Here is a 20,247-nt window from a genome sequence, read left to right as displayed (position 1 = left end):
TTGATTTAACCAAGAACTAAACGGGATTTACCCATGCGGAAAAATTTTGTTTCTGGCTATTAGAAGGATTTTCTACCCTGATAATTTCATAGCGAATCGTCTGCGGGGCAGCCAGTTGAACAGCAAGGGTTCGCAATTCATCGAGATGAAAGACTGTTATCTGAATAATATCACCTGCGCGGTAGTCTTTTAATCTTCCGTTTAACTGTTCCGCCGTCACCCGCAATCCATCGATAGCCAATAATTCATCATCAGCATTAATTCCCGCTTTTTGGCAAGGGGAACCCATCTCGACAAATTTAATTATTTCTTTACCCGCTTCACTCTGTACCCGCATTCCCAGATAAGGTATCGTCTCCCCATTGTCAACCCCCCGCAGATAGAGTCCAAAAGGTTCAAGATATTGATTAAAGGGTAATTCTGCCAAACCGTCGATATAACGCTGGTAGAAGTCGCTTAAATCCACTCCCGCAGCCGATTCGAGAATTGCCTGCAACTCCCCATCGGTATAACCAATCTCCTCTTTACCGAAATGTTGCCACATCGAGCGTAAAACATCATCGAGGGAACGACGGTTATCGGTGTGGGTGCGAATTAGTAAATCGAGAAGCAGCGACAATAATTCCCCCTTGAGATAGTAGGAAATTTGACTATTATCGCTATTGCTATCCCGTCGGTAGAGTTTTATCCAAGCATCGAAACTCGATTCGCCTAGAGGTTGGACAAGACGACCGGGTATATTGAGATAACGGGTGATTTCTTTGCTTAAAAGCTCTAAAAAAGTCTTACTATCGTATATTCCCGCCCGTAGAGGGATTATCATATCGTAATAACTGGTGGTTCCTTCGGCAAACCAGAGGGAAGAAGTATAATTTTCTGCGTCATAATCGAAGCTTTCTAAAGCTTTTGGGCGAATACGCTTGATATTCCAGAGATGAAAGAACTCATGGGCGACTAATTGCAGAAAACGATTATATTTATCCTTATCTCGCAATCCCAAACGCGCATAGTTAAGGGTACAGGAATTTTTATGTTCTAGTCCCCCGTAACCAGCCGCCGAAAGATGTAGCAAAAAGAGATAATTATCATAAGGGAGTCCACCGAACATAGCGGACTCGGTTTGAATAATTTTAGTCGTATCGGCGATAATTTGACTAGGATTGGCGTTTCCCCGTCCCCAGATAGCTAATTGATGGGGTTTTCCCTCGACGACAAAATCGTATAACTGATGAATCCCCACTTCCACAGGACTGTCCACCAGGGTATCGAAATCGGGAACGTGAAAGGTGTTTTTCTGTCCGGGTAAAGATTTTAAGGCAGTGGTAACGCGCCAATCGCCATGGGGGGGGATAATTGTCAGGGTGAGGGGATGTTTTTGATAATCGGGGATATAGAAAAATAAAGCAGCCCCGTTGAAGTAACCGTGAGTATCATCGAGATGGTTGGTTCTGACGGTTAAATCGTGGGCAAAAACGCGATATTTGACCGTTATTTCGGAACTATTACCAGTGTCAATCTGCCAGTGATTTTTAGCAACTTTGCGACTGTTGAGGTTAACAGCTTGAAAATCTTGGACTAAACGGGAGTATTCCCGCACCAGATAGGAACCGGGAGTCCAAACCGGCATTTTTAGGTTTAAAATCGGAGCTTGCCAACCGGTAATTTGTAGAGTGACTTCAAAGAGGTGTGAAGTCGGTTCCGACATAGCCACTTGATAGCTGAGACTTAAACGAGTTGAGGAGATGGTAGCGGGGGAAATAAGACTGGTCATCGGCATTAAACAAGCTTTTAAGTTATTCTACTAAATCCAGTTATTAAAAACTGATTATTTATTCCCCCTTTTGCATGAGTGCCTCTCCTGATATGTAGCCTATACTCAACGGATTTAGTATTACTTCCGATTTTATCACTCAATCCAAGCCTTTGGGGGGTTCTACCCCCCAAACCCCTAGGGTTGATTGATAGTAGGGTTGATTGATAGTAGGGTTGATTGATAGTAGGGTTGATTGATAGTAGGGTTGATTGATAGTAGGGTTGATTGATAGTAGGGTTGATTCATGAATCAACCCTACCCAAACCCCCCGTTGGGGTAGGGACGGCCGCTGACGCATCTGTAATAATTTAAGAGTCACTCCCCTTGCATGAGTGCCTCTCCTGATATGTAGCCTATACTCAACGGATTTAGTATTATAGCGGTGCCAAAAATCCGATGGGTTTCCAAGATTTTACCGAGCAGTTTGGGAAAGAAAACCCCCGCCAATCCTGCGGTTTTTTTTGCCGATTCAGCGTCTTTCTGCCGGGGGTGCAGGAGGAGTCACATCGGGGGGAGGAGTTACCGGTAGGGGAACCGAACGAGTGTCGGGAGCTGCCACAGTGACGGGAACGGTAATCGGTTCAGCTGCTGCGGGGGCCGTATTTTCAGGACGAGGAGCAGCGGCGCTGGTAGGAGCAGTCCTAGTACGCCGACGACTAGAACGGCGTTGGCTGGGTTCGCTAGTATTAGAACGGACGATAGTTTGCTCACGACTTACCCGAACCCGTCGCCGTCTGCGGATAGGTCCTTCGGTGGGGGAACCCTCATCGCTGCTGGCTAAACGATTGTTAGTAGTTTGGGTAAAGTAGGTACGTCGGGGTTTAATGGGTTCCGCTTTTAATGTCACCGGACGTTTGCCTAAATTCGGTTCTGGGAAACCTTGATAGGGAATATCCTTGATTGCTTCTAACATAAATTGTCGCCACATCCAAGCGGACATGGTACTGGCTCCATTGGTGGGTTTATTATTGTCATTACCGAGCCAAATTCCCGTGACTAATTGGGGAATATAACCGACAAACCAAAGGTCGCGAGCTTTATCAGAAGTGCCGGTTTTTCCTGCTACCGGACGACCAATTTGTGCGGGGGTTCCCGTTCCCGAATTAACCACATCCTGCAGCATCCAAGTCATCGTCGCTGCCGTGTTTTTATTCAGAGCAGTTTTCGGTTTAAAATTGGCTTGATAAATTACCTTACCATTGCGATCGAGTACCTGATTAATACCGTAAACTGGTTGATGCACACCATTATTAGCAAAAGTGCCGTAGGCGCTGGTCAATTCTAAAAGATTGACTTCCGAAGCACCCAAAGCCAAAGAATAAGTGGGTAAAAGTTTCGACTGGATCCCCATATCTTGAGCTAATTTAATCACCGGATTCCAACCCACAGCTACTAACACCTGAACTGCCACCACATTCAGGGAAGAAGTCAAAGCATCGCGCATGGACACCTCGCGGCCGCTATACCTATCACCGTAGTTTTCCGGTTTATAACCATCCACCACATACTGAGCATCTTTATAATTAGAATAGGGGGATTTCCCCGCCGCAATCGCCGCCGCATAGACAAAAGGTTTAAAAGTAGATCCCGGCTGACGTTTTGCTTGTGTGACCCGATTGAATTGATTCTTATCGTGGTCAATTCCCCCGACCATAGCCTTAATTTGCCCATTTTTGGGGTCAATTGCCACTAAAGCCGCCTGTTGGAAGTTCTGCCACTGGCCATAACGAGAAACCGCTCTTTCTACCACTTCCTCCGCTTCGCTTTGCCAACGAGGATTAAGGGTAGTTTTTACCACCAATCCCCCCGCTTCTAGGGTTTTAGTGGGAACCAGTTGCGGCAGTTCTTTTTCCACATAATCGGTAAAATAGGCCGCTTGCCGTTGCAGACGTTTTAGGGGACTGGTTTTAATGCCTAGGGGAGATGCGATCGCCAGTTCGGCTTGAGCGTTAGTAATAAATCCCACCTCGGCCATAGTTTTGAGGACGATATTACGCCGTTCTAGGGCAGATTTAGGGTTTTCGAGGGGAGAATAGAGACTAGGAGCGGGAACAATGCCAGCAAGGGTGGCAGCTTCGGCTAGAGTTAATTTATCGACAGGTTTACTGAAATATAACCAAGCGGCATCGGCCAGACCGTAGGCCCCGGAACCGAGATAAACTAGGTGGAAATAACGCTCTAAAATCTGGTCTTTTGTATATTTATCTTCTATTTTCTGAGCGATACGCATTTCGCGTAATTTGCGGTCGAAGCTCCTTTCTTGGGATAAAAAGACAATTCGGGCCAATTGTTGGGTGATGGTGCTGCCTCCTTCCACCACTCCCCCGGCTCTCAGGTTAGAAAAGAGAGCGCGAGCAATACCCTGGCCATCAACTCCCCCGTGTTGGCGAAAACGGCGGTCTTCACTAGCGATAAAGGCCTCCTGTACCAGTGGGGGAACTTGGGCAATTTTCACGGTTTCGTAAGTGCTAGGGCCATTTTGCTTGAGGATTTCCCCATTAGCGGCTTGAATGGTTAGGGTGCCTGGACGAGTATATGTTTCTATATCGGCGATATTTTGCGGTAAAGAGCTTTCAAGGCGATAAATGCCCCAACCTACCCCCAAAATGCCCCCAGTTACGCCTAATCCCAATCCCAAGTACAACCCAAAGCGGGGATGTTGTCGCCATTGCGGTAAGGGGGAATTGTCGATCAGGGTAGTAAATTTGTTCTTTAAGGGTTTTAACGTCTCTAGAGCCTTACTACTGGTTCGGGAGACTAAATTAACCTTTTTTTCTTCGGAAGCCGCTTCTACTGGCTTTTCCCCCGCAACGGGAGCAGATTCGGAGTCGATAGGATCGACTTTAGGGGGTTGCTGGGAGTTCTCTAATTTATTAGCGAGATTATGAAAAAATTGACTAAGTTTTTGTTTGTATTTCATGTTAGTTGAGTGGGTGAGGGAGTGGGAATTATGAATTATGAATTATGAATTATGAAGTGGGGAGAGGGGAGCAGGGAGAATAAATAAAAATAATTTCCCGACGACCGACTCCTATCTCTTTAAAGATCGCTAAATTGTCGCCACCATTGCTGGAGAGGGTAATAGAGGAGGGGAGTCCAGAGACTACTAAGCAGAGCAGAAGTGAGGCCAATGCGTTGATAATCGAGCCAAAGATCAGCGAGATTTTTGCCTCCTTGTAGATAGTATTGAAAAGCGATCGCACCATCGGCGATTAAAGTCATAACAAAGACAATTAGGACCACGGCGATCAATTCTTCTTTAACATAACGTTGTCGGTGTAAACGGGAAGTGAGGAAACCGATGAGACCAAAAACCATGAGATGGGAAGGATAATTAGAGGTTAAACTATCTTGAATAGCACCGATCGCTAATCCGGCCACCACACTATCGAGACAAGAGCGATTGAGACTCCAACTAACCAACCAAATCAGTAACCAATTGGGAGAGATGCCTAAAATCTCCATACCGGGCAGCCGCATTAAGGAAAGAAAGGTACAGAGAAGCAGTGAAGCGATAGTGACTAAAATATTCAGGATAAAACGAGAACGGGCTGATAAACGGCTTAATTTCAGCATAATTCCCCCTCTCACTGCTGGGGTTGCGGGTGAACGAAGACCCATTCGAGATTGTCCACGGTGGCGGTAAATTCAATTTTGGCGGTGGGGGCGGGATTTTCCTGTAAATTAAGGGAAATTATGCGACCGATGGGCAACCCTGGCGAAAAAAGGCTACTAAAAGCCGAAGTTGTCACCACATCTCCCGGTTTCACATCGGGAGCTTTTTCAAAAAAGCGCAGGGTGGCGACTTGGGAATCCTGACCTTGAATCAAACCCATGGCCCGACTACGGTTCACCGTTGCTCCGATGCGACTTTGGGAATTACTGATCAATAAAACTTTGCTGGTGTGGGGAGTAACTTCCGTAATCCGTCCCACTAAACCGCCAATTCCCGTCACCGAAGCACCCACTGGCACACCATCGGCGCTACCGCGACCGATAATCACCTGTTGCCACCAATCATCGGCGCTGCGGCCAATAATTGGGGCAGAAATCAGGGGTTTTTTCTGGGTTTGATAATAACCAAGCTGTTTTTTTAATTGTTGATTTTGATATTCGACTTCACTTAAACGATTTTGTAATTCTCGCACCCGTTGATCGGCCAGAAGTTGCTCTTGCAGATTAGTTTCCTCTCCCTGAAAAGGGCGGGTTAATAAACCATACAATTCTAAAATCGCCCCACTTTGATAAGTGCGAATGTACCAAGCTCCCCCCAAAGCGGCAGCGAGCAGAAAAAGCCGCCATCCCTGCTGTGTCCATTTTCGTCGTGCTGAATACATGAGCGATTTTAAACCTCTTGGCTGTGTAGAGTGAGAATCCGTGTATTTTTCCGCTGTTGATAGCTAACGGCTAACCGATCCTAGTGACCTTTAGACATTGCGAGTTGTTTCATTCACGATCCGCTCAAAGAGTTTCTGATTTTTTAACACTTCTCCCGTGCCTTTGACAACACAGCGCAGGGGATCTTCAGCGACATGGGTAACGATACCGGTTTCGTGACTGACTAGGAGATCGAGTCCCCGTAATAAAGCACCCCCTCCCGCTAACATAATGCCGCGATCGATAATATCGGCCGCTAATTCGGGGGGAGTTTTTTCTAGGGTACGTTTGATCGCATCAACGATCACGGAAAGTGGTTCATCCATACTTTCCCGCACTTCTTCCGCTTTGATCGTCACGGTGCGGGGTAAACCGGACATGAGATGCAATCCCCGCACTTCCAGAGGAGGAAATTCATCTCCGGGGGAGGGATAAGCCGAACCAAGGCGAATTTTAATATCTTCGGCCGTACGTTCCCCAATAATCAGGTTATGGACTTTTTTTAGATAGGCGATAATTGAGTCCGTCAGTTCATCCCCAGCGACGCGCACCGATTCGCTGATCACAGTCCCATCAAGACTGAGAATGGCCACTTCCGTGGTGCCGCCACCGATATCGATGATCATATTTCCCGTCGCTTCCGAGACGGGTAAACCGGCACCCAAGGCCGCGGCAACGGGTTCATCAATTAACCCCACTTCTCGCGAGCCGGCATTTTTGGCCGCATCCACCACCGCACGTCTTTCTACGCCGGTAATGCCACTGGGAACACCGATTACCATGCGGGGATTGCCAATCGTGCCATCGAGCGCTCGTTTGATAAATTCCGCTAACATGATCTCGCAACTGTAAAAATCGGCGATTACCCCATCGCGCAGGGGTCGCAGAGCGGTGACATGGCCCGGAGTGCGACCGAGCATTTTTTTGGCCTCCTCCCCGACGGCGACCGGGTTACGATCTTGATCGATCGCCACTACCGATGGTTCCTCTAAAACGATGCCTTTCCCTGATACATAGACGAGGGTGTTTGCTGTACCCAAGTCTATACCTATGTCCCTTGATAAGCCTAGTCCTCTAAAAAAACCCACCACTTGTTTTCACTCCTGTTCTGATCAATAAAACGTTGCTATAGCTAGACTTTCGATCGAATCGACTTGGATTTTATTAGGTTTTGTTTCTCAAGTCTAGTTAATTATCGCTTCTTTCTCTCCAGATTTACCCAGGTCTTTGGCCTAATTTTCTGGCTGCCCACCGGTCAAGTTCAAGGTTTCGGGCTAAAATAAACATACTATTGTACTAAATTGAGGATTTAAGACCATGAGTTTAAATCTGGTTCATTTGGTGGGACGAGCGGGGAGAGATCCGGAAACCAAGTATTTCGAGTCGGGTAAGGTTTTATGTACTTTAACTTTAGCGGTTAATCGTCGCTCGAAAAATAGCGATCAGCCGGATTGGTTCGATCTGGAAATTTGGGGCAAAACGGCGGAGGTGGCCGCTAATTATGTGAAAAAAGGCGGTTTAATCGGGATTAAGGGTTCTTTAAAAATGGATACCTGGAATGATAAAAACACGGGATTAGCTCGCTCTAAACCAGTGATTCTCGTCGATCAATTAGATTTACTCGGTTCTAAGCGCGATAGTGAGGCTAATTCCGAGCGAGAATTTTAAAGCTTGAGCGGTATTATTTCCAGATTTTAGGTGTGTTAGCCTCTAGTAACACACCCTTATTTAGGGTTTGCGGCAAAAAGTTTTTCGTGGGGGTAGGGTGTGGGGTGTGGGGTGTAGGGTGTAGGGTTTTACCCATTTTCAGGTGGTAAATTACCTAATTTTCAGGGAAAAAGTCCCTGAATTTTCCCCCCAATCACTCCCATGGTCGGCACTTTTTGAGGGAAAAAAAGTCTAAAAACCTTGTTGGATAAGGTTTTTAGATTTATTCAGCAAACCCTATTTATTCTATAATTGACTGGAAAAATATTGCTGTAAATCTGGTAAAATTTCTCTATAAATAGCTGTATTTATCTCTATATCCCAGCCAAGAATAGAATTAAAAGGGATAATTTCTACCAGGGAATTACTATAGGCAATCCCTTGTAAAGTCCCGACAAATTCGGGAGTCCAGAGATTTTCTTGCAGGGAAATATTTTGTTTTTTTAACCAGCCGATCAAAGCCGAGCGCCCGATCCCGGGTAAAATATCAGCAGTCAGCAGGGGACTGTACCAGCAATTATCTTTCCATCCCCATAAATTGCCGGTGCTAGTTTCTAACCAATTCCCGACTCGATCAACTAATATCGCTTCTTTTGCTCCTTTTTTTTGAGCCGTTTGTGACGCTAACCAAGGGGTTAAATAATTACCAGTTTTATGTTCTCCTAAAACGCGTTGCCAAGCGGGATTATCTGTTACCCACCCAATAATTCCCCGCTCTTGTCTAATGTTTAAATCTTCCGGGAGAAATCTGCCTTTAATCCACTCCCTACCATCGGGAAAAATTGTAACTCTCAGAACAGGATAGAATAGGGATAATTCTTCGGCTCCTTGGCGAATTCGCCGCCAATCGGGAGTGGACCAGCGGAAAACTTGTAAACTAGAGTGCAAACGTTCGAGATGCTCTTGCCAATGGGTTAGGGGATGATCTAAGCTTTGTTGATAGATACGCAGGGTAGTAAAGAGTGTGGCTCCATAAAGCAGCCCAATATCATCAATACCCAGACTGATTCGCTCATTCTCGATTAATTCGCCATTATACCAATACATAATCAGTTAACTGTTTACTGCCCTAGCTTATGAACCGTCAAAAATTTACTTGGGGATATTCTAGTTATAAATTGCGTCAGAGAGAAAATTTTAAAGAATTTCTGTGTTTACTGGGATTATTAATAGCGGCCTTAATTATCTATCTAGTGGGATTAGGTAATTTACCCTTGCGGGATTGGGATGAAGCGACCATCGCTCAGGTGGCCAAGGAAATTAGCCAAACCCCACTGGAACAATTGCGCTGGTTATTTCCCAGTTTTTGGGGTGATCCCTACCTGAATAAACCGCCGTTGATTCATAGTTTAATTGGTCTAACCTACCATTTCGGGGGCATTAATGAGGCCAATACTAGACTAATTCCCGCTTTTTTTACAGCTTTATCGGTGCCGCTCCTCTACCTTCTCGGTCGAGAAATTTTTCCCGCTCGTTTGCCAGCTTTACTGTCGGCCTTGATCTATTTAACTCTTTTGCCGGTGGTGCGCCATGGCCGTTTAGCCATGTTGGATGGAGCGGTATTGTGTTTTGAAATGCTGATGTTTGTTGGTTTACTGCGCTCACGACGCGATTTACGCTGGTCTGTGGGGGCGGGGTTGGGATTTGCCCTCCTTTGTCTGACTAAGGGTATTATGGGGCTATTATTGGCGGGTATCGGCTTTATTTTTCTGCTCTGGGATACCCCCCGGTTATTAACGTCTGCCTATTTTTGGTCGGGTTGGTTATTGGGAGCAACTCCCGCTTTTGCTTGGTATAGCACCCAATTTTGGCACTACGAGCGGGAGTTTCTCGATTCCCTTTTTGTTCAACAGTTAAAGCGAGTTAGTGACGATCTGGACGATCATCGCGAACCGTTTTGGTATTATCTGCTGGAAATTATTAAATATAGTTGGCCGTGGTTAATTTTCTCGGTTTGGGGTTTACGTTTAGCTCGTCAGGAACATCTCTACAGTTGGGGGAAGTTACTGTTAGTTTGGACGGGTGTTTATCTGTTGGTGGTTTCGGTAATGGCCACCAAGTTGCCTTGGTATATTCTGCCGATCTATCCGGCCTTAGCTTTAGCGGCCGGTTATGCCTTGGCGCAGCTGGGTAATCTTCCCATCGATCGCCCCTATAATCCAATCTGGTCAATTATTCTGGGTATGATCGGCGTTGTGGCGGGTTTATTAGCTTTAATAGCCTATTTCCCTGGTAATTTTGCCGCTATTGAACCTCTCCATCCCTTAATTCTTTTAACCTTATTGTCACTTTCCCTGACCATGGTGACAACGGCGATTTTGTTAGCTCGGCACTCGGAACAATTCAGCCTGGTTTTACTCTGGGGAATGTTGGTTTCTTTGTTTATTTTTGTCAATTCTCCCCTGTGGATCTGGGAATTAAATGAGAATTTCCCCGTCAAACCTGTGGCGATTTTAGTACAGAAATATGTGCCGGCTGATCACCCTGTTTATATTGCTTTTGCCTACGAGCGCCCCTCATTAAATTTTTATAGTGGTCGTCGGGTTTTTCCCCTTGCTACTGAAGAATTAATCAATCATTGGCAAAGTCACAAGCAACCCTACCTAATTATCGATCGTCAAACCAAAGAAGCTACTGATTTAGAAGGATTAAAGGCGCTCGGAGCCACGGATTCCGGTTGGTTTTTGGTGACAAGGCAGTAGTGATACTAAATCCGTTGAGTATAGGCTACTTATGAGGACAGGCAAAAGGCAATAGGCAAAAGGAGCAATAGATAATCAGTTTTTAATAACCGGATTTAGTATGAAGTTAATTTTGTCCATAGGTCGATAGCAAATTAGCTTAGGCTTTAACTTGCTGGCTTCAAATATTACAAAAATTTTACAAGTTGCGTTAAAATCACCCCTAGCGATGAAACGCAGCACTTTTGTAATTGTTGAAACCGAGATTAATATGCTAAATGGGTCAATTACGGCCGAGAAAACCGAGGAATTCGCTCCTGCTGACCTGCAAGACCTGCTAGACTGTACCGATAGCTTTGTTAACCGTCATATTGGACCGACGGAGACGGAAATCGAGAAAATGCTGGCGGTTTTGGGTGTTGCCACCGTGGAGGAGTTAATCGCTCAAACAGTCCCCGCAGCAATTCGTTTACAAAAAAACCTTAATCTACCACCTGCCTTGAGTGAATACGCCGCTCTTGCCCAATTAAAAGCTATTGCCTCAAAAAATCAGGTATTTCGCTCCTTTATTGGCATGGGCTACCATGACTGTATCACCCCGCCGGTAATTCTCCGCAACATCTTAGAAAATCCGGGTTGGTACACCGCCTATACTCCCTATCAAGCGGAAATCGCCCAGGGACGCTTAGAAGCTCTCTTAAACTTCCAAACTCTCATCACTAGCTTAACCGGTCTGGAAATTGCTAACGCTTCCCTCCTCGATGAAGGAACAGCAGCCGCGGAAGCGATGAGCATGAGTTATGGACTATGTAAAACTAAAGCCAATGCTTTCTTTATCTCCAGTAGTTGCCATCCCCAAACGATTGAAGTTGTTAAAACCAGAGCGATTCCTTTAGGTATTGATATTATTATTGAGGATCATCGTCTCTTTGACTTTAAAACGCCGATTTTTGGCGCATTATTACAATATCCAGCCACCGATGGCGTAATTTATGATTATCGGGAATTTATCGCCAAAGCGCAGGAAAATGGCGCGTTAGTCACCGTTGCCGCCGATATTCTCAGTTTAGCCCTGTTGACTCCCCCCGGCGAATTGGGGGCTGATATTGCCGTGGGTAGCAGTCAACGCTTTGGGGTTCCCTTGGGTTATGGGGGTCCCCATGCCGCCTATTTTGCCACCAAAGATGCCTATAAACGCAGTATTCCGGGGCGCATTGTCGGGGTATCGAAGGATAGTCAGGGTAAACCCGCACTGCGTTTAGCTTTGCAAACCAGGGAACAACATATCCGCCGGGATAAAGCCACCAGTAATATTTGTACCGCACAGGTGTTACTAGCGGTGATTGCTTCCATGTACGCGGTGTATCACGGACCGGAAGGAATCAAGAAAATCGCCCAAAGAGTGCAGAAATTAACCGCTTTATTGGCAACTGGTTTAAAACAGTTGGGTTATCAGGTGGGGAAAGAACCGCGCTTCGATACGCTCAAAGTTACGGTATCCACGGGAGTTAAGGACATCCTTGCCAAGGCAAAAACCCATAAGATTAATCTGCGTTATTTTGATGACAATAATTTAGGGATTAGTGTCGATGAAACCAGCAGTCTCAGGGATGTGTGGGATTTATGGCAAATTTTTGCCCCCACCGAGGAATTACCCTTTACCACGGCGGAATTAGTCGAGAAAATTAGTCTAGAATTACCCGCTAATCTAACCCGTACCAGTGCCTATCTTACCGAGCCGGTGTTCAATCGTTACCACTCGGAAACGGAATTACTCAGATATCTGCACCGTCTGGAAACAAAGGATCTAGCCTTAAATACTTCCATGATTCCCCTCGGTTCCTGTACGATGAAACTCAATGCCGTAGCGGAGATGATTCCAGTAACTTGGGCAGAATTCGGCAAATTACACCCTTTTGCCCCGATTGACCAAGCAGAAGGCTATCAACTTCTCTTTCAACAGTTAGAGACTTGGTTAGGGGAAATTACCGGGTTTGACGGCATTTCTCTACAACCGAACGCCGGTTCTCAGGGAGAGTATGCCGGTTTACAGGTGATCCGAGCCTACCATGAAAGTCGCGGTCAAGGTCATCGTCAGATTTGCTTAATTCCTGAGTCCGCTCACGGGACTAATCCTGCCAGCGCCGTTATGTGTGGTATGAAAGTAGTGGCGGTTAATTGCGATTCTCGGGGCAATATTGATATTGATGACCTGAAAACTAAGGCCGAGAAGCATCAGGATAATCTAGCGGCTTTGATGGTAACGTATCCTTCCACTCACGGCGTTTTTGAAGAGGGAATTAGCGAAATTTGCGCCTTGATTCATCAATACGGTGGTCAAGTCTATATGGATGGCGCCAATATGAATGCTCAGGTGGGTTTATGTCGTCCGGCGGATTTTGGCGCTGATGTCTGTCACTTGAATCTCCATAAAACTTTCTGTATTCCCCACGGTGGGGGGGGACCGGGTATGGGACCAATCGGAGTAAAATCCCATTTAGTGCCTTTTCTGCCCGATATTTCCCTGGTTTTGGCGAAATTATCCCCAGAAACCGCTAACGGTAAGCATCAGGACTCGATTGGGGCTATTTCGGCCGCGCCTTGGGGTAGTGCCAGCATTTTGGTGATTTCTTGGATGTATATCGCTATGATGGGGGCAGCTGGCTTGAAAAAAGCGACAGAAGTGGCAATTTTGAACGCTAATTATATGGCTTTTCGTCTGGAGTCGGCCTATCCGGTGTTATTTAAGGGTAGCGCGGGAACGGTTGCCCACGAGTGCGTGATTGATTTACGTCCCCTGAAAAAACAGGCCGGCATCGAGGTGGAAGATGTGGCAAAACGCTTGATGGATTTCGGTTTCCACGCGCCGACGGTTTCTTGGCCCGTGGCGGGTACAATGATGGTGGAACCCACGGAAAGCGAATCTTTGGGAGAATTAGACCGTTTTTGTGAAGCTTTGTTAACTATCTATCAAGAGGTACAAGCGATCGCTAATGGTAGCATGGATCCCCACGATAATCCTTTGAAAAATGCCCCCCACACAGCCGCAGTTTTAACTGTCGATGATTGGAGTCGTCCCTATTCCCGTCAACAGGCAGCCTACCCGCTTTCTTGGCTAAAAGATTATAAATTCTGGCCGGTAGTGGGACGGGTTGATAATGCCTACGGGGACAGAAGGGTTCTACCCCCCAAACCCCCCGTTGGGGGCGTGGCGCCGCCCCCAAACCCCCCGCGCATTAGCTTTTCGGTGGGATGCTTACACGCGATTGTTCATATTTTTGTACCAATTTCAGAGTTACTGATAATTGCTGATTGTCGATATTTCTGCAAATGTTGGATGCAGCCGTGGGGTGTAGGGTGTAGGAATTATGAATTATGAATTATGAATTGGGGAGCGGGGAGAAAAAAGCTGTCTCCTGTGTCCTGAATCCTGTCTCCTGACGACCGGCTCCTAACCCTAACAAAGGCCTATTTTAAATACCTCTTGTGCCACTCGCTCACAACTGCCTACTGTTCCTAAACCGGCCTTGGTTTCTGCGTATTCATCTAACATTTTTTGCCGACGTTGCTGATTTAATAATAAATCTAGACATTCCTGCATAATTCTCTCTGGGTTAGCTTCCTCTTGTAATAATTCGGGAACAATTTCTCGCATTAAAACTAAATTTACCGGTGAGACAAATGGTACAGAAAACTTCATAATATTGCGGGCAATCCAAGCAGTAACTGCACTTAAACGGTAAACCACCACCTGCGGCACATTTAACAAAGCAATTTCGAGATTAACTGTACCAGACTTAGCCACAGCCAGATCGGCTGCGGCAATCGCTTCTAAAGTCTGATCTCGTTCCATAATCACCGCATTTAATCCGTATTCCGCCACTAATTCTCGCATTTTTGGTTCGTATAAAGCTAAGGGAACGGGAATTAAAAACTTAATATCGGGAATTTTTTCCTGTAATTTTTTAGCAGCAGCGCACACCGTCGGCACGAGATATTTAAACTCCTGTTGACGGGAAGCGGGTAACAAAGCGATCACCGTTTCTTGGGGTTTTATTGCCCATTTTTGCCGCATTTCTTGGCGATTGGGAGCATTTGCCATACGATCAACTAAAGGATGTCCCACCCAAGTTACTGGTAAACCTTTTGTTTCAAAAAAACGAGCTTCGGCAGGAAAAATTGCCAATAATTTATCGGTGACGGCGATTAATTTTTCCGTATTAAATAACTTTTCTGCTGTGGCCCTTAGTTTAGCTGAGGGAATATTTTCTTCTGACCAAATCCACACCTGCGGGGCAATATAATAAATTATTGGGACATCGGGAATAATTTTTTTAGCCGATTGACCGATCGCCACATTTGCCCCCACATAATCAATTAAAATAATGATATCAGGGGGATTATCTCTAAAAAACTCTTTTGCTCGTTTTTGTAGTTGTAAAGTTGGCAAAATAAAGGGGATAGATTCAATTAATCCCATGGCAGCCAGTCGAGTGGTTTTACCCAACATTTTCGCTCCGGCTAACTCCATGCGATCGCCACCTAGAGCAAAAATTTCTAACTCAATTTCCTGAATTTTAGCTAGTTTAAAAAGGGATTCAATCAGCATCGCTGCCTGTAAATCACCCGATACCTCACCCGTACTAATAAATATACGCATTTGGATAATTATTTGATAATAAAAGAATTCAGGAGACAGGATTGCTGGAGATAGGAGTCAGGATTGAGAAGACAGACTTCGGGGTGAGCTTTTGTCGAACGCTTTTTCTTCCCGCTCCCCAATTCATAATTCATAATTCATCATTCATAATTCCCACTCCCCACTCCCTGTTCCTCAATAAAAAAATTATTTTCCCGGAATTAAACCGCGGCGTTTTTCTCCCGTGGTAGAGGATTGTAAAAATTGACAGAGATGTTGAACATGGGGGTTATCGGTTAAGAGAGAAACTTGTTCTAAAGCCTCCTGAAGATTTATATTAGAACGATAGATAATCCGAAAAGCTTTTTTCAGTAAAGCTAGATCTTCATCGGTGAAACCGGCTCTTTGTAAACCGACTAAATTAAGAGTTCGCACGCGACAGGGATTGCCTTCTACTAAAGTAAAAGGGGGAACATCGCGATCAATACGACTCATTCCTCCTAACATGGCCATTTTGCCAATATGAACAAATTGATGTACTCCTAAAACCCCCCCGATAACTGCTTTTGATTCGATCTGGACATGACCGGCCAAGGCGACACTATTAGCGATAATAATGTTATCTTGCAAAATACAATTATGGGCAACGTGAACATAGGCCATTAATAAATTATTATTGCCAATTTGGGTAACTTCTCCCGTATCGGTGGCGCGATTAATCGTGACAAACTCGCGAATTTGGTTATTATCACCAATTTCCACGCTACTTTCGCCACCTTTATACTTTAAATCCTGTGGTTCATTACCAATAACAGCCCCAGAAAAAATATGATTACCCTTGCCAATTTTGGTCGGACCCTCAATGACCACATGGGCATCAATAATTGTATCAGCTTCAATTTCCACATGGGCCCCGATCACAGCATAGGGACCAACTTTAACCTTGGGATCAAGTTTTGCCGACGGATGGATAACCGCAGTGGGGTGAATTAACGTATTCAAAGGGAAGTCTCCCGCGCTCAACTTCGTCACTGTATGAATCAAGGTATAGCTTATCCTATATTGGACAGATTGTGATCAAGATTGATAGCGGTTGCTTAGGGAGGGGACGACTTTAATGGGGAACCAGAACCCGATAAACTATTAACCAGATTCTCTTGGTTCCTTCGTCCCTCCCATCCTGATAAAAAATATATGAGTAATAATAGACCTAAAATTATAGTCTTAGATGACGACCCGACAGGTTCCCAAACAGTCCATAGTTGTCTGTTATTGATGCGGTGGGATGAAGATACTCTCCGCTTGGGATTGGCAGATAATGCGCCAATTTTCTTTGTTTTGACCAATACTCGCGCTTTAACCCCCGAAAAAGCCAAGTCTGTCACGCGAGAAGTCTGTCATAACCTGAAAACTGCCTTAACTAAAGAGGGAATCGAGGATTTTTTGGTGGTTAGTCGTTCCGATTCTACCCTGCGCGGGCATTATCCGATCGAAACTGATGTTATTGCCGAAGAATTGGGCGGTTTTGATGCTCATTTCCTGATTCCAGCCTTTTTTGAGGGAGGTAGAATCACCCGCGATAGTATTCACTATTTAATCATCGATGGCGTTCCCACTCCCGTCCACGAGACGGAATTTGCTCGCGATTCGGTTTTTGCCTACCACTATAGTTATCTGCCGGATTATGTGGAGGAGAAAACGAAAGGTAAAATTAAAGCAGATGATGTAGAGAGATTTTTACTGGCAGATATCCGTCAAGGTAGTTTAGAACGACTGCAAAAGCTCAAAAATAATCAATGTGGGGTGGTAGATGGGGAAACTCAAGCGGATCTCGATCGCTTTGCTGAAGATATTTTAACCGCCGCAGGGGAGGGAAAAAAATTTTTATTCCGTAGTGCCGCCAGTATTTTAACTTCTTTGGCTAATTTAGGAACTCAACCGATCGCACCCGAATCTATGGGTAAGTATAAGCCCACGGGGGAAGCCGGGGCAATTATCGTCGGTTCCCACGTCAAAAAAACTAGCCAACAATTAGATGAACTGCTTCAACAACCCAACACCGTCGGAGTCGAAATCGATGTGACGGCATTGCGCGATCGTCCTGAGCAACGAGAGCAACTCCTAGCACAAGCTCTGGAAAAAGTCAAGCTTATTCACAAAAATAAACAAACCCCCGTGATCTATACCAGTCGGCAAGAGTTAACCTTTGCCTCTGTGCAGAAACGCCTTGATTTTGGGGTTGCCGTCTCCACCCTGTTAATGGACATTGTTAAGGGTTTACCCAGTGATATCAGTTTTTTAATCAGTAAAGGCGGAATTACCTCCAATGATGTCTTAAGTACGGGTTTAAGCCTGCAATCGGCCCGTTTACTCGGTCAGATTCTCCCCGGTGTCTCCATGGTCCGTACAGCAGCCGATCATCCCCTCTTTCCTAATTTACCCGTGGTTCTTTTCCCGGGTAACGTCGGTGATGTCCAAGCTTTGGCCACAGTTTATCAACGTTTGTGTCAATAGGAGGGGATAGGAGATCGCCGCTCTTGTAGGGTGCGTTAACGAAGTGTAACGCACCTAATCTATGGTTATTCAATAATTGATGTAATGGTGGATTACGCTGCGCTAATCCACCCTACGGGGGGTTAAAATTATTATTCTTCCCCTATTTCTTCGGTTATGCTACAGTGCTTGTGAAGCAGCATAGACTTTTACTTCCTTCTCTAAACGTTCTCTGAGCCTATCTTTTTCTACTTCAATATCATACCTTGTTTGAAGATTCATCCAGAACCTTTCAGACATACCAAAATAACGAGAAAGCCTTAAGGCAATATCGGCAGTAATTCCTCGCTTTTCCTCGATAATTTCCTTGATTTGCTCTATTGGTACATTAAGATCTTCTGCCAAACGTTCTTGGCTAATTTCCATCGGTTTGAGAAATTCTTCTAACAGAATCTCACCAGGATGAATGGGGGCTAATAATTTTTTCTCAGTCATGATTATTGAGTAACAATTAATGATAATCGACTATTTCTACATTGTAGGCGTTGCCATTTTTCCAAATAAAACAGATCCGCCACTGATCGTTAATTCGGATACTATGCTGATTTTTTCTATCTCCTGAGAGTTTTTCCAACCGATTAGATGGAGGAATGCATAAATCCTGTAAAGTTTCGGCCGCGTCTAAAACTTCTAGCTTTCTCCGAGCATTTCGTTGAATATCTTGAGGTAATTTTCGTGAAAATTTACGTTTGAATACCTGCTCTGTCTCCTTAGATGCAAAACTCTTAATCATCAATAATTAGGAAAATGCACTACTATCATATCATCTTAGTGCGATCATCGATCTCATGCTAATGTTAGATCGCAATCTTTCTGTGGAGGCGCAGTTGAAAGTGTATCTGTGGGTTACGATCGCTTTTTCAACCACCTTATCACTAGCTAATCTTCTTGGCTATCAAGGATTAAAGCGTCAAGAGAATTGGGAAAATCACCTCGCTCAACCATTTTTGTGAAAACTTTGTAACAATCATTTTTATCCCCTTGTTTGCGAGGACAGCCTAGCCATAAAACAAAAATTGCTTTATACTCCTCGGTTTGTATAGCCCGAAAGAATAAGCGATAACGGTCAGGTAGTCCCATCTTTTTGACTCTTCCGTAATGCTTGAGCGCCCCAGTCAGAGCAAAATGGGAAGCAAAAGGGTCGAGAGGGATTTTTTCTTTAATGGCGACCATAATCGCCCTGTAGAGTTTGACTGTAGAATGAGTACGGTATGCTTCTGTTGGCAAGGTGTTTTTTAGTTTACGAACCTCAACTTGTAAATCGCGACGTTGTTGCCCAAAAAGTCTTTTAATAAAGTAGATTCGCCAACCGTTAACTATCAAGTTCTACTCCTGTCATCAACTCTTCATCGACCGCTGCCATCGCTTCCGTATAAGCTTCTAACTCAGCATCAGGATTTAATAGGGCTTGCTTGGTCAGAAAATCTAAGAATAAACTCAGCATCAGTTCATCTTCCTCCTGTTCTACAGATTGAGGCTGTAAGCGGACTAATAAGGTATCAGGGCTGATAACTTCAACAGCACCTTTAGCTTCTTTGAATTGGGGATTATCCTTAAAAAAACTGGCACTCAGACGGAAACCTGAAGCATTGCCTATTCTAGCCCAGGTTAGATTGTATTGTTTGTTACTCATGATTTTAGGCAAGGTTTACTACATATCATGTTATTACATAATTTAATAACATACAAGGTTGCCCAGCTTCTCAACCGCGTTTTAGCTGAACTTCCCCCATACATATATACTATAGGGGAGCGCGCCGAGAAAGCCATCGAGTAAAACTAGCGGATTTCGATTTAAGTACCTAAGCAAAATTAATTAGGGTTTGCTGAAAAAGCTTTTCCTGGGGGCAGGGTGTGGGGTGTGGGGTGTGGGGTGTGGGGTGTGGGGTTTTACCGATTTTGAGGCAGTCAATTACCTAATTTTCAGGGAAAAAGTACCTGAATTTTCCCCCCGATCCCCGCAACGGCTGGCACTTTTTGAGTAAAAACAAGTCTAAAAGTCTTATCCAACAAGGTTTTTAGATTTATTCAGCAGACCCTAATTACACATATCTAACCCCCTCTTGCCTTTTGCCTCTTGCCTTTTGCCTATCTTTACTAGGAAATTAATTTTGCACGACTACTTACCAATAAACCCCTTGTCGGCTAGGATATTGTTGCCTTGAATGAACTGCAATACGGATTCTACTGCGGGAGCGTTCGGGGAATAAACCAAAAGGTCAACATTTCACTATCTCTGAAACTAGGCTCAGGTCCAGGCAGCATGGGAGTCAAGCGATATCCCTGTTCTTGATACCAGTCATCCACCAGGACATAAATAATAGTCAAGAGGTTGGGAGCATCTATCCTATTCATGGGAGGCCTCATCGAAAATTTGGGTCTGAAACCCCGTCGTTCTACGACGGCTTTACTGTTAAATATTAGCGCATTTACAAAATATATGCTAAAATGTGAGACATGGAAAAAGCCTATTCTTA

Annotated in this window: 16 protein-coding genes and 1 pseudogene; 4 read left to right on the top strand and 13 right to left on the bottom strand. The window is 44.9% G+C overall.

Translation table 11 applies throughout. The annotated features are described in order from the left end of the window. Positions 1-16: 16 nt before the first annotated feature. From LW728_RS14475 to LW728_RS14455, 5 genes are all read right to left on the bottom strand, one after another. The gene (locus LW728_RS14475; protein ID WP_287767092.1) at positions 17-1,777 is read right to left on the bottom strand and encodes a M61 family metallopeptidase; all 1,761 of its coding nucleotides are present in this window, start codon (positions 1,775-1,777) and stop codon (positions 17-19) included. A gap of 505 nt (positions 1,778-2,282) precedes the next feature. Further along, the gene (locus LW728_RS14470; protein ID WP_287767090.1) at positions 2,283-4,733 is read right to left on the bottom strand and encodes a transglycosylase domain-containing protein; all 2,451 of its coding nucleotides are present in this window, start codon (positions 4,731-4,733) and stop codon (positions 2,283-2,285) included. Positions 4,734-4,852: 119 nt separating this feature from the next. After that, positions 4,853-5,434: a rod shape-determining protein MreD gene (gene mreD / locus LW728_RS14465; protein ID WP_043997835.1), complete on the bottom strand. Its 582-nt coding sequence runs from the start codon at positions 5,432-5,434 to the stop codon at positions 4,853-4,855. Beyond that, positions 5,401-6,150, bottom strand: a complete 750-nt coding sequence (gene mreC, locus LW728_RS14460; protein ID WP_287666990.1) for a rod shape-determining protein MreC — start codon at positions 6,148-6,150, stop codon at positions 5,401-5,403. The genes mreD and mreC overlap by 34 nt, the downstream gene beginning before the upstream one ends. A gap of 90 nt (positions 6,151-6,240) precedes the next feature. Beyond that, positions 6,241-7,278 (bottom strand): rod shape-determining protein, encoded by a 1,038-nt coding sequence (locus LW728_RS14455; protein ID WP_002802216.1) that lies wholly within the window; start codon positions 7,276-7,278, stop codon positions 6,241-6,243. A 229-nt stretch (positions 7,279-7,507) separates the two neighbouring features. Here LW728_RS14455 and LW728_RS14450 point away from each other — a divergent pair, with 229 nt between their 5' ends. Beyond that, on the top strand, positions 7,508-7,858 hold the full coding sequence (locus tag LW728_RS14450; protein ID WP_002802212.1) for a single-stranded DNA-binding protein: 351 nt from the start codon (positions 7,508-7,510) through the stop codon (positions 7,856-7,858). Positions 7,859-8,143: 285 nt separating this feature from the next. Here the strand turns inward: LW728_RS14450 and LW728_RS14445 are convergent, their stop codons facing one another. After that, the gene (locus LW728_RS14445) at positions 8,144-8,944 is read right to left on the bottom strand and encodes an aminotransferase class IV (RefSeq protein ID WP_287767089.1); all 801 of its coding nucleotides are present in this window, start codon (positions 8,942-8,944) and stop codon (positions 8,144-8,146) included. A gap of 29 nt (positions 8,945-8,973) precedes the next feature. Between LW728_RS14445 and LW728_RS14440 the strand changes: the two genes are divergently transcribed. Then, positions 8,974-10,599: an ArnT family glycosyltransferase gene (locus LW728_RS14440; protein ID WP_287767087.1), complete on the top strand. Its 1,626-nt coding sequence runs from the start codon at positions 8,974-8,976 to the stop codon at positions 10,597-10,599. Between the two features lie 208 nt (positions 10,600-10,807). Further along, positions 10,808-13,762: pseudogene (gene gcvP, locus LW728_RS14435) on the top strand (aminomethyl-transferring glycine dehydrogenase); the annotation flags it as partial. 273 nt (positions 13,763-14,035) lie between these two features. Here the strand turns inward: gcvP and lpxB are convergent. After that, positions 14,036-15,238 (bottom strand): lipid-A-disaccharide synthase, encoded by a 1,203-nt coding sequence (gene lpxB / locus LW728_RS14430; RefSeq protein ID WP_002802204.1) that lies wholly within the window; start codon positions 15,236-15,238, stop codon positions 14,036-14,038. A gap of 186 nt (positions 15,239-15,424) precedes the next feature. Continuing rightward, positions 15,425-16,261, bottom strand: coding sequence for an acyl-ACP--UDP-N-acetylglucosamine O-acyltransferase (gene lpxA, locus LW728_RS14425; RefSeq protein ID WP_287667004.1), 837 nt, complete (start codon positions 16,259-16,261; stop codon positions 15,425-15,427). A 150-nt stretch (positions 16,262-16,411) separates the two neighbouring features. Between lpxA and LW728_RS14420 the strand changes: the two genes are divergently transcribed. Beyond that, a complete protein-coding gene (locus LW728_RS14420; protein WP_287767084.1) occupies positions 16,412-17,731 on the top strand; it encodes a four-carbon acid sugar kinase family protein in 1,320 nt (439 codons plus the stop codon). A 159-nt stretch (positions 17,732-17,890) separates the two neighbouring features. Here the strand turns inward: LW728_RS14420 and LW728_RS14415 are convergent, their stop codons facing one another. From LW728_RS14415 to LW728_RS14395, 5 genes are all read right to left on the bottom strand, one after another. After that, positions 17,891-18,205 (bottom strand): HigA family addiction module antitoxin, encoded by a 315-nt coding sequence (locus LW728_RS14415; protein WP_002733868.1) that lies wholly within the window; start codon positions 18,203-18,205, stop codon positions 17,891-17,893. A 16-nt stretch (positions 18,206-18,221) separates the two neighbouring features. Beyond that, positions 18,222-18,503: a type II toxin-antitoxin system RelE/ParE family toxin gene (locus tag LW728_RS14410; RefSeq protein ID WP_002761671.1), complete on the bottom strand. Its 282-nt coding sequence runs from the start codon at positions 18,501-18,503 to the stop codon at positions 18,222-18,224. Between the two features lie 146 nt (positions 18,504-18,649). After that, entirely contained in the window at positions 18,650-19,093 is a 444-nt protein-coding gene (locus tag LW728_RS14405; RefSeq protein ID WP_287767082.1) for a type II toxin-antitoxin system YhaV family toxin, read from the bottom strand. Continuing rightward, positions 19,083-19,403: a hypothetical protein gene (locus LW728_RS14400; protein WP_002777378.1), complete on the bottom strand. Its 321-nt coding sequence runs from the start codon at positions 19,401-19,403 to the stop codon at positions 19,083-19,085. The genes LW728_RS14405 and LW728_RS14400 overlap by 11 nt, the downstream gene beginning before the upstream one ends. A gap of 551 nt (positions 19,404-19,954) precedes the next feature. Further along, positions 19,955-20,125, bottom strand: coding sequence for a hypothetical protein (locus LW728_RS14395; RefSeq protein WP_002802191.1), 171 nt, complete (start codon positions 20,123-20,125; stop codon positions 19,955-19,957). Between the last annotated feature and the right edge of the window lie 122 nt (positions 20,126-20,247).

The sequence above is a fragment of the Microcystis sp. 49638_E5 genome, assembly GCF_021300285.1.
GTDB classification, from domain to species: domain Bacteria; phylum Cyanobacteriota; class Cyanobacteriia; order Cyanobacteriales; family Microcystaceae; genus Microcystis; species Microcystis aeruginosa_C.
This window is presented reverse-complemented; position numbering and strand designations above follow the sequence as displayed.

What these genes read in the sequence shown, in the direction of transcription:
- lpxB (WP_002802204.1), bottom strand. Translation starts at nt 15,238, where the DNA reads ATGCGTATATTTATTAGTACGGGTGAGGTATCGGGTGATTTACAGGCA.
- LW728_RS14420 (WP_287767084.1), top strand. Translation starts at nt 16,412, where the DNA reads ATGAGTAATAATAGACCTAAAATTATAGTCTTAGATGACGACCCGACA.
- mreC (WP_287666990.1), bottom strand. Translation starts at nt 6,150, where the DNA reads ATGTATTCAGCACGACGAAAATGGACACAGCAGGGATGGCGGCTTTTT.
- LW728_RS14475 (WP_287767092.1), bottom strand. Translation starts at nt 1,777, where the DNA reads ATGCCGATGACCAGTCTTATTTCCCCCGCTACCATCTCCTCAACTCGT.
- LW728_RS14395 (WP_002802191.1), bottom strand. Translation starts at nt 20,125, where the DNA reads ATGAATAGGATAGATGCTCCCAACCTCTTGACTATTATTTATGTCCTG.
- LW728_RS14410 (WP_002761671.1), bottom strand. Translation starts at nt 18,503, where the DNA reads ATGATTAAGAGTTTTGCATCTAAGGAGACAGAGCAGGTATTCAAACGT.
- mreD (WP_043997835.1), bottom strand. Translation starts at nt 5,434, where the DNA reads ATGGGTCTTCGTTCACCCGCAACCCCAGCAGTGAGAGGGGGAATTATG.
- LW728_RS14445 (WP_287767089.1), bottom strand. Translation starts at nt 8,944, where the DNA reads ATGTATTGGTATAATGGCGAATTAATCGAGAATGAGCGAATCAGTCTG.
- LW728_RS14470 (WP_287767090.1), bottom strand. Translation starts at nt 4,733, where the DNA reads ATGAAATACAAACAAAAACTTAGTCAATTTTTTCATAATCTCGCTAAT.
- LW728_RS14400 (WP_002777378.1), bottom strand. Translation starts at nt 19,403, where the DNA reads ATGAGTAACAAACAATACAATCTAACCTGGGCTAGAATAGGCAATGCT.
- LW728_RS14450 (WP_002802212.1), top strand. Translation starts at nt 7,508, where the DNA reads ATGAGTTTAAATCTGGTTCATTTGGTGGGACGAGCGGGGAGAGATCCG.
- LW728_RS14415 (WP_002733868.1), bottom strand. Translation starts at nt 18,205, where the DNA reads ATGACTGAGAAAAAATTATTAGCCCCCATTCATCCTGGTGAGATTCTG.
- LW728_RS14440 (WP_287767087.1), top strand. Translation starts at nt 8,974, where the DNA reads ATGAACCGTCAAAAATTTACTTGGGGATATTCTAGTTATAAATTGCGT.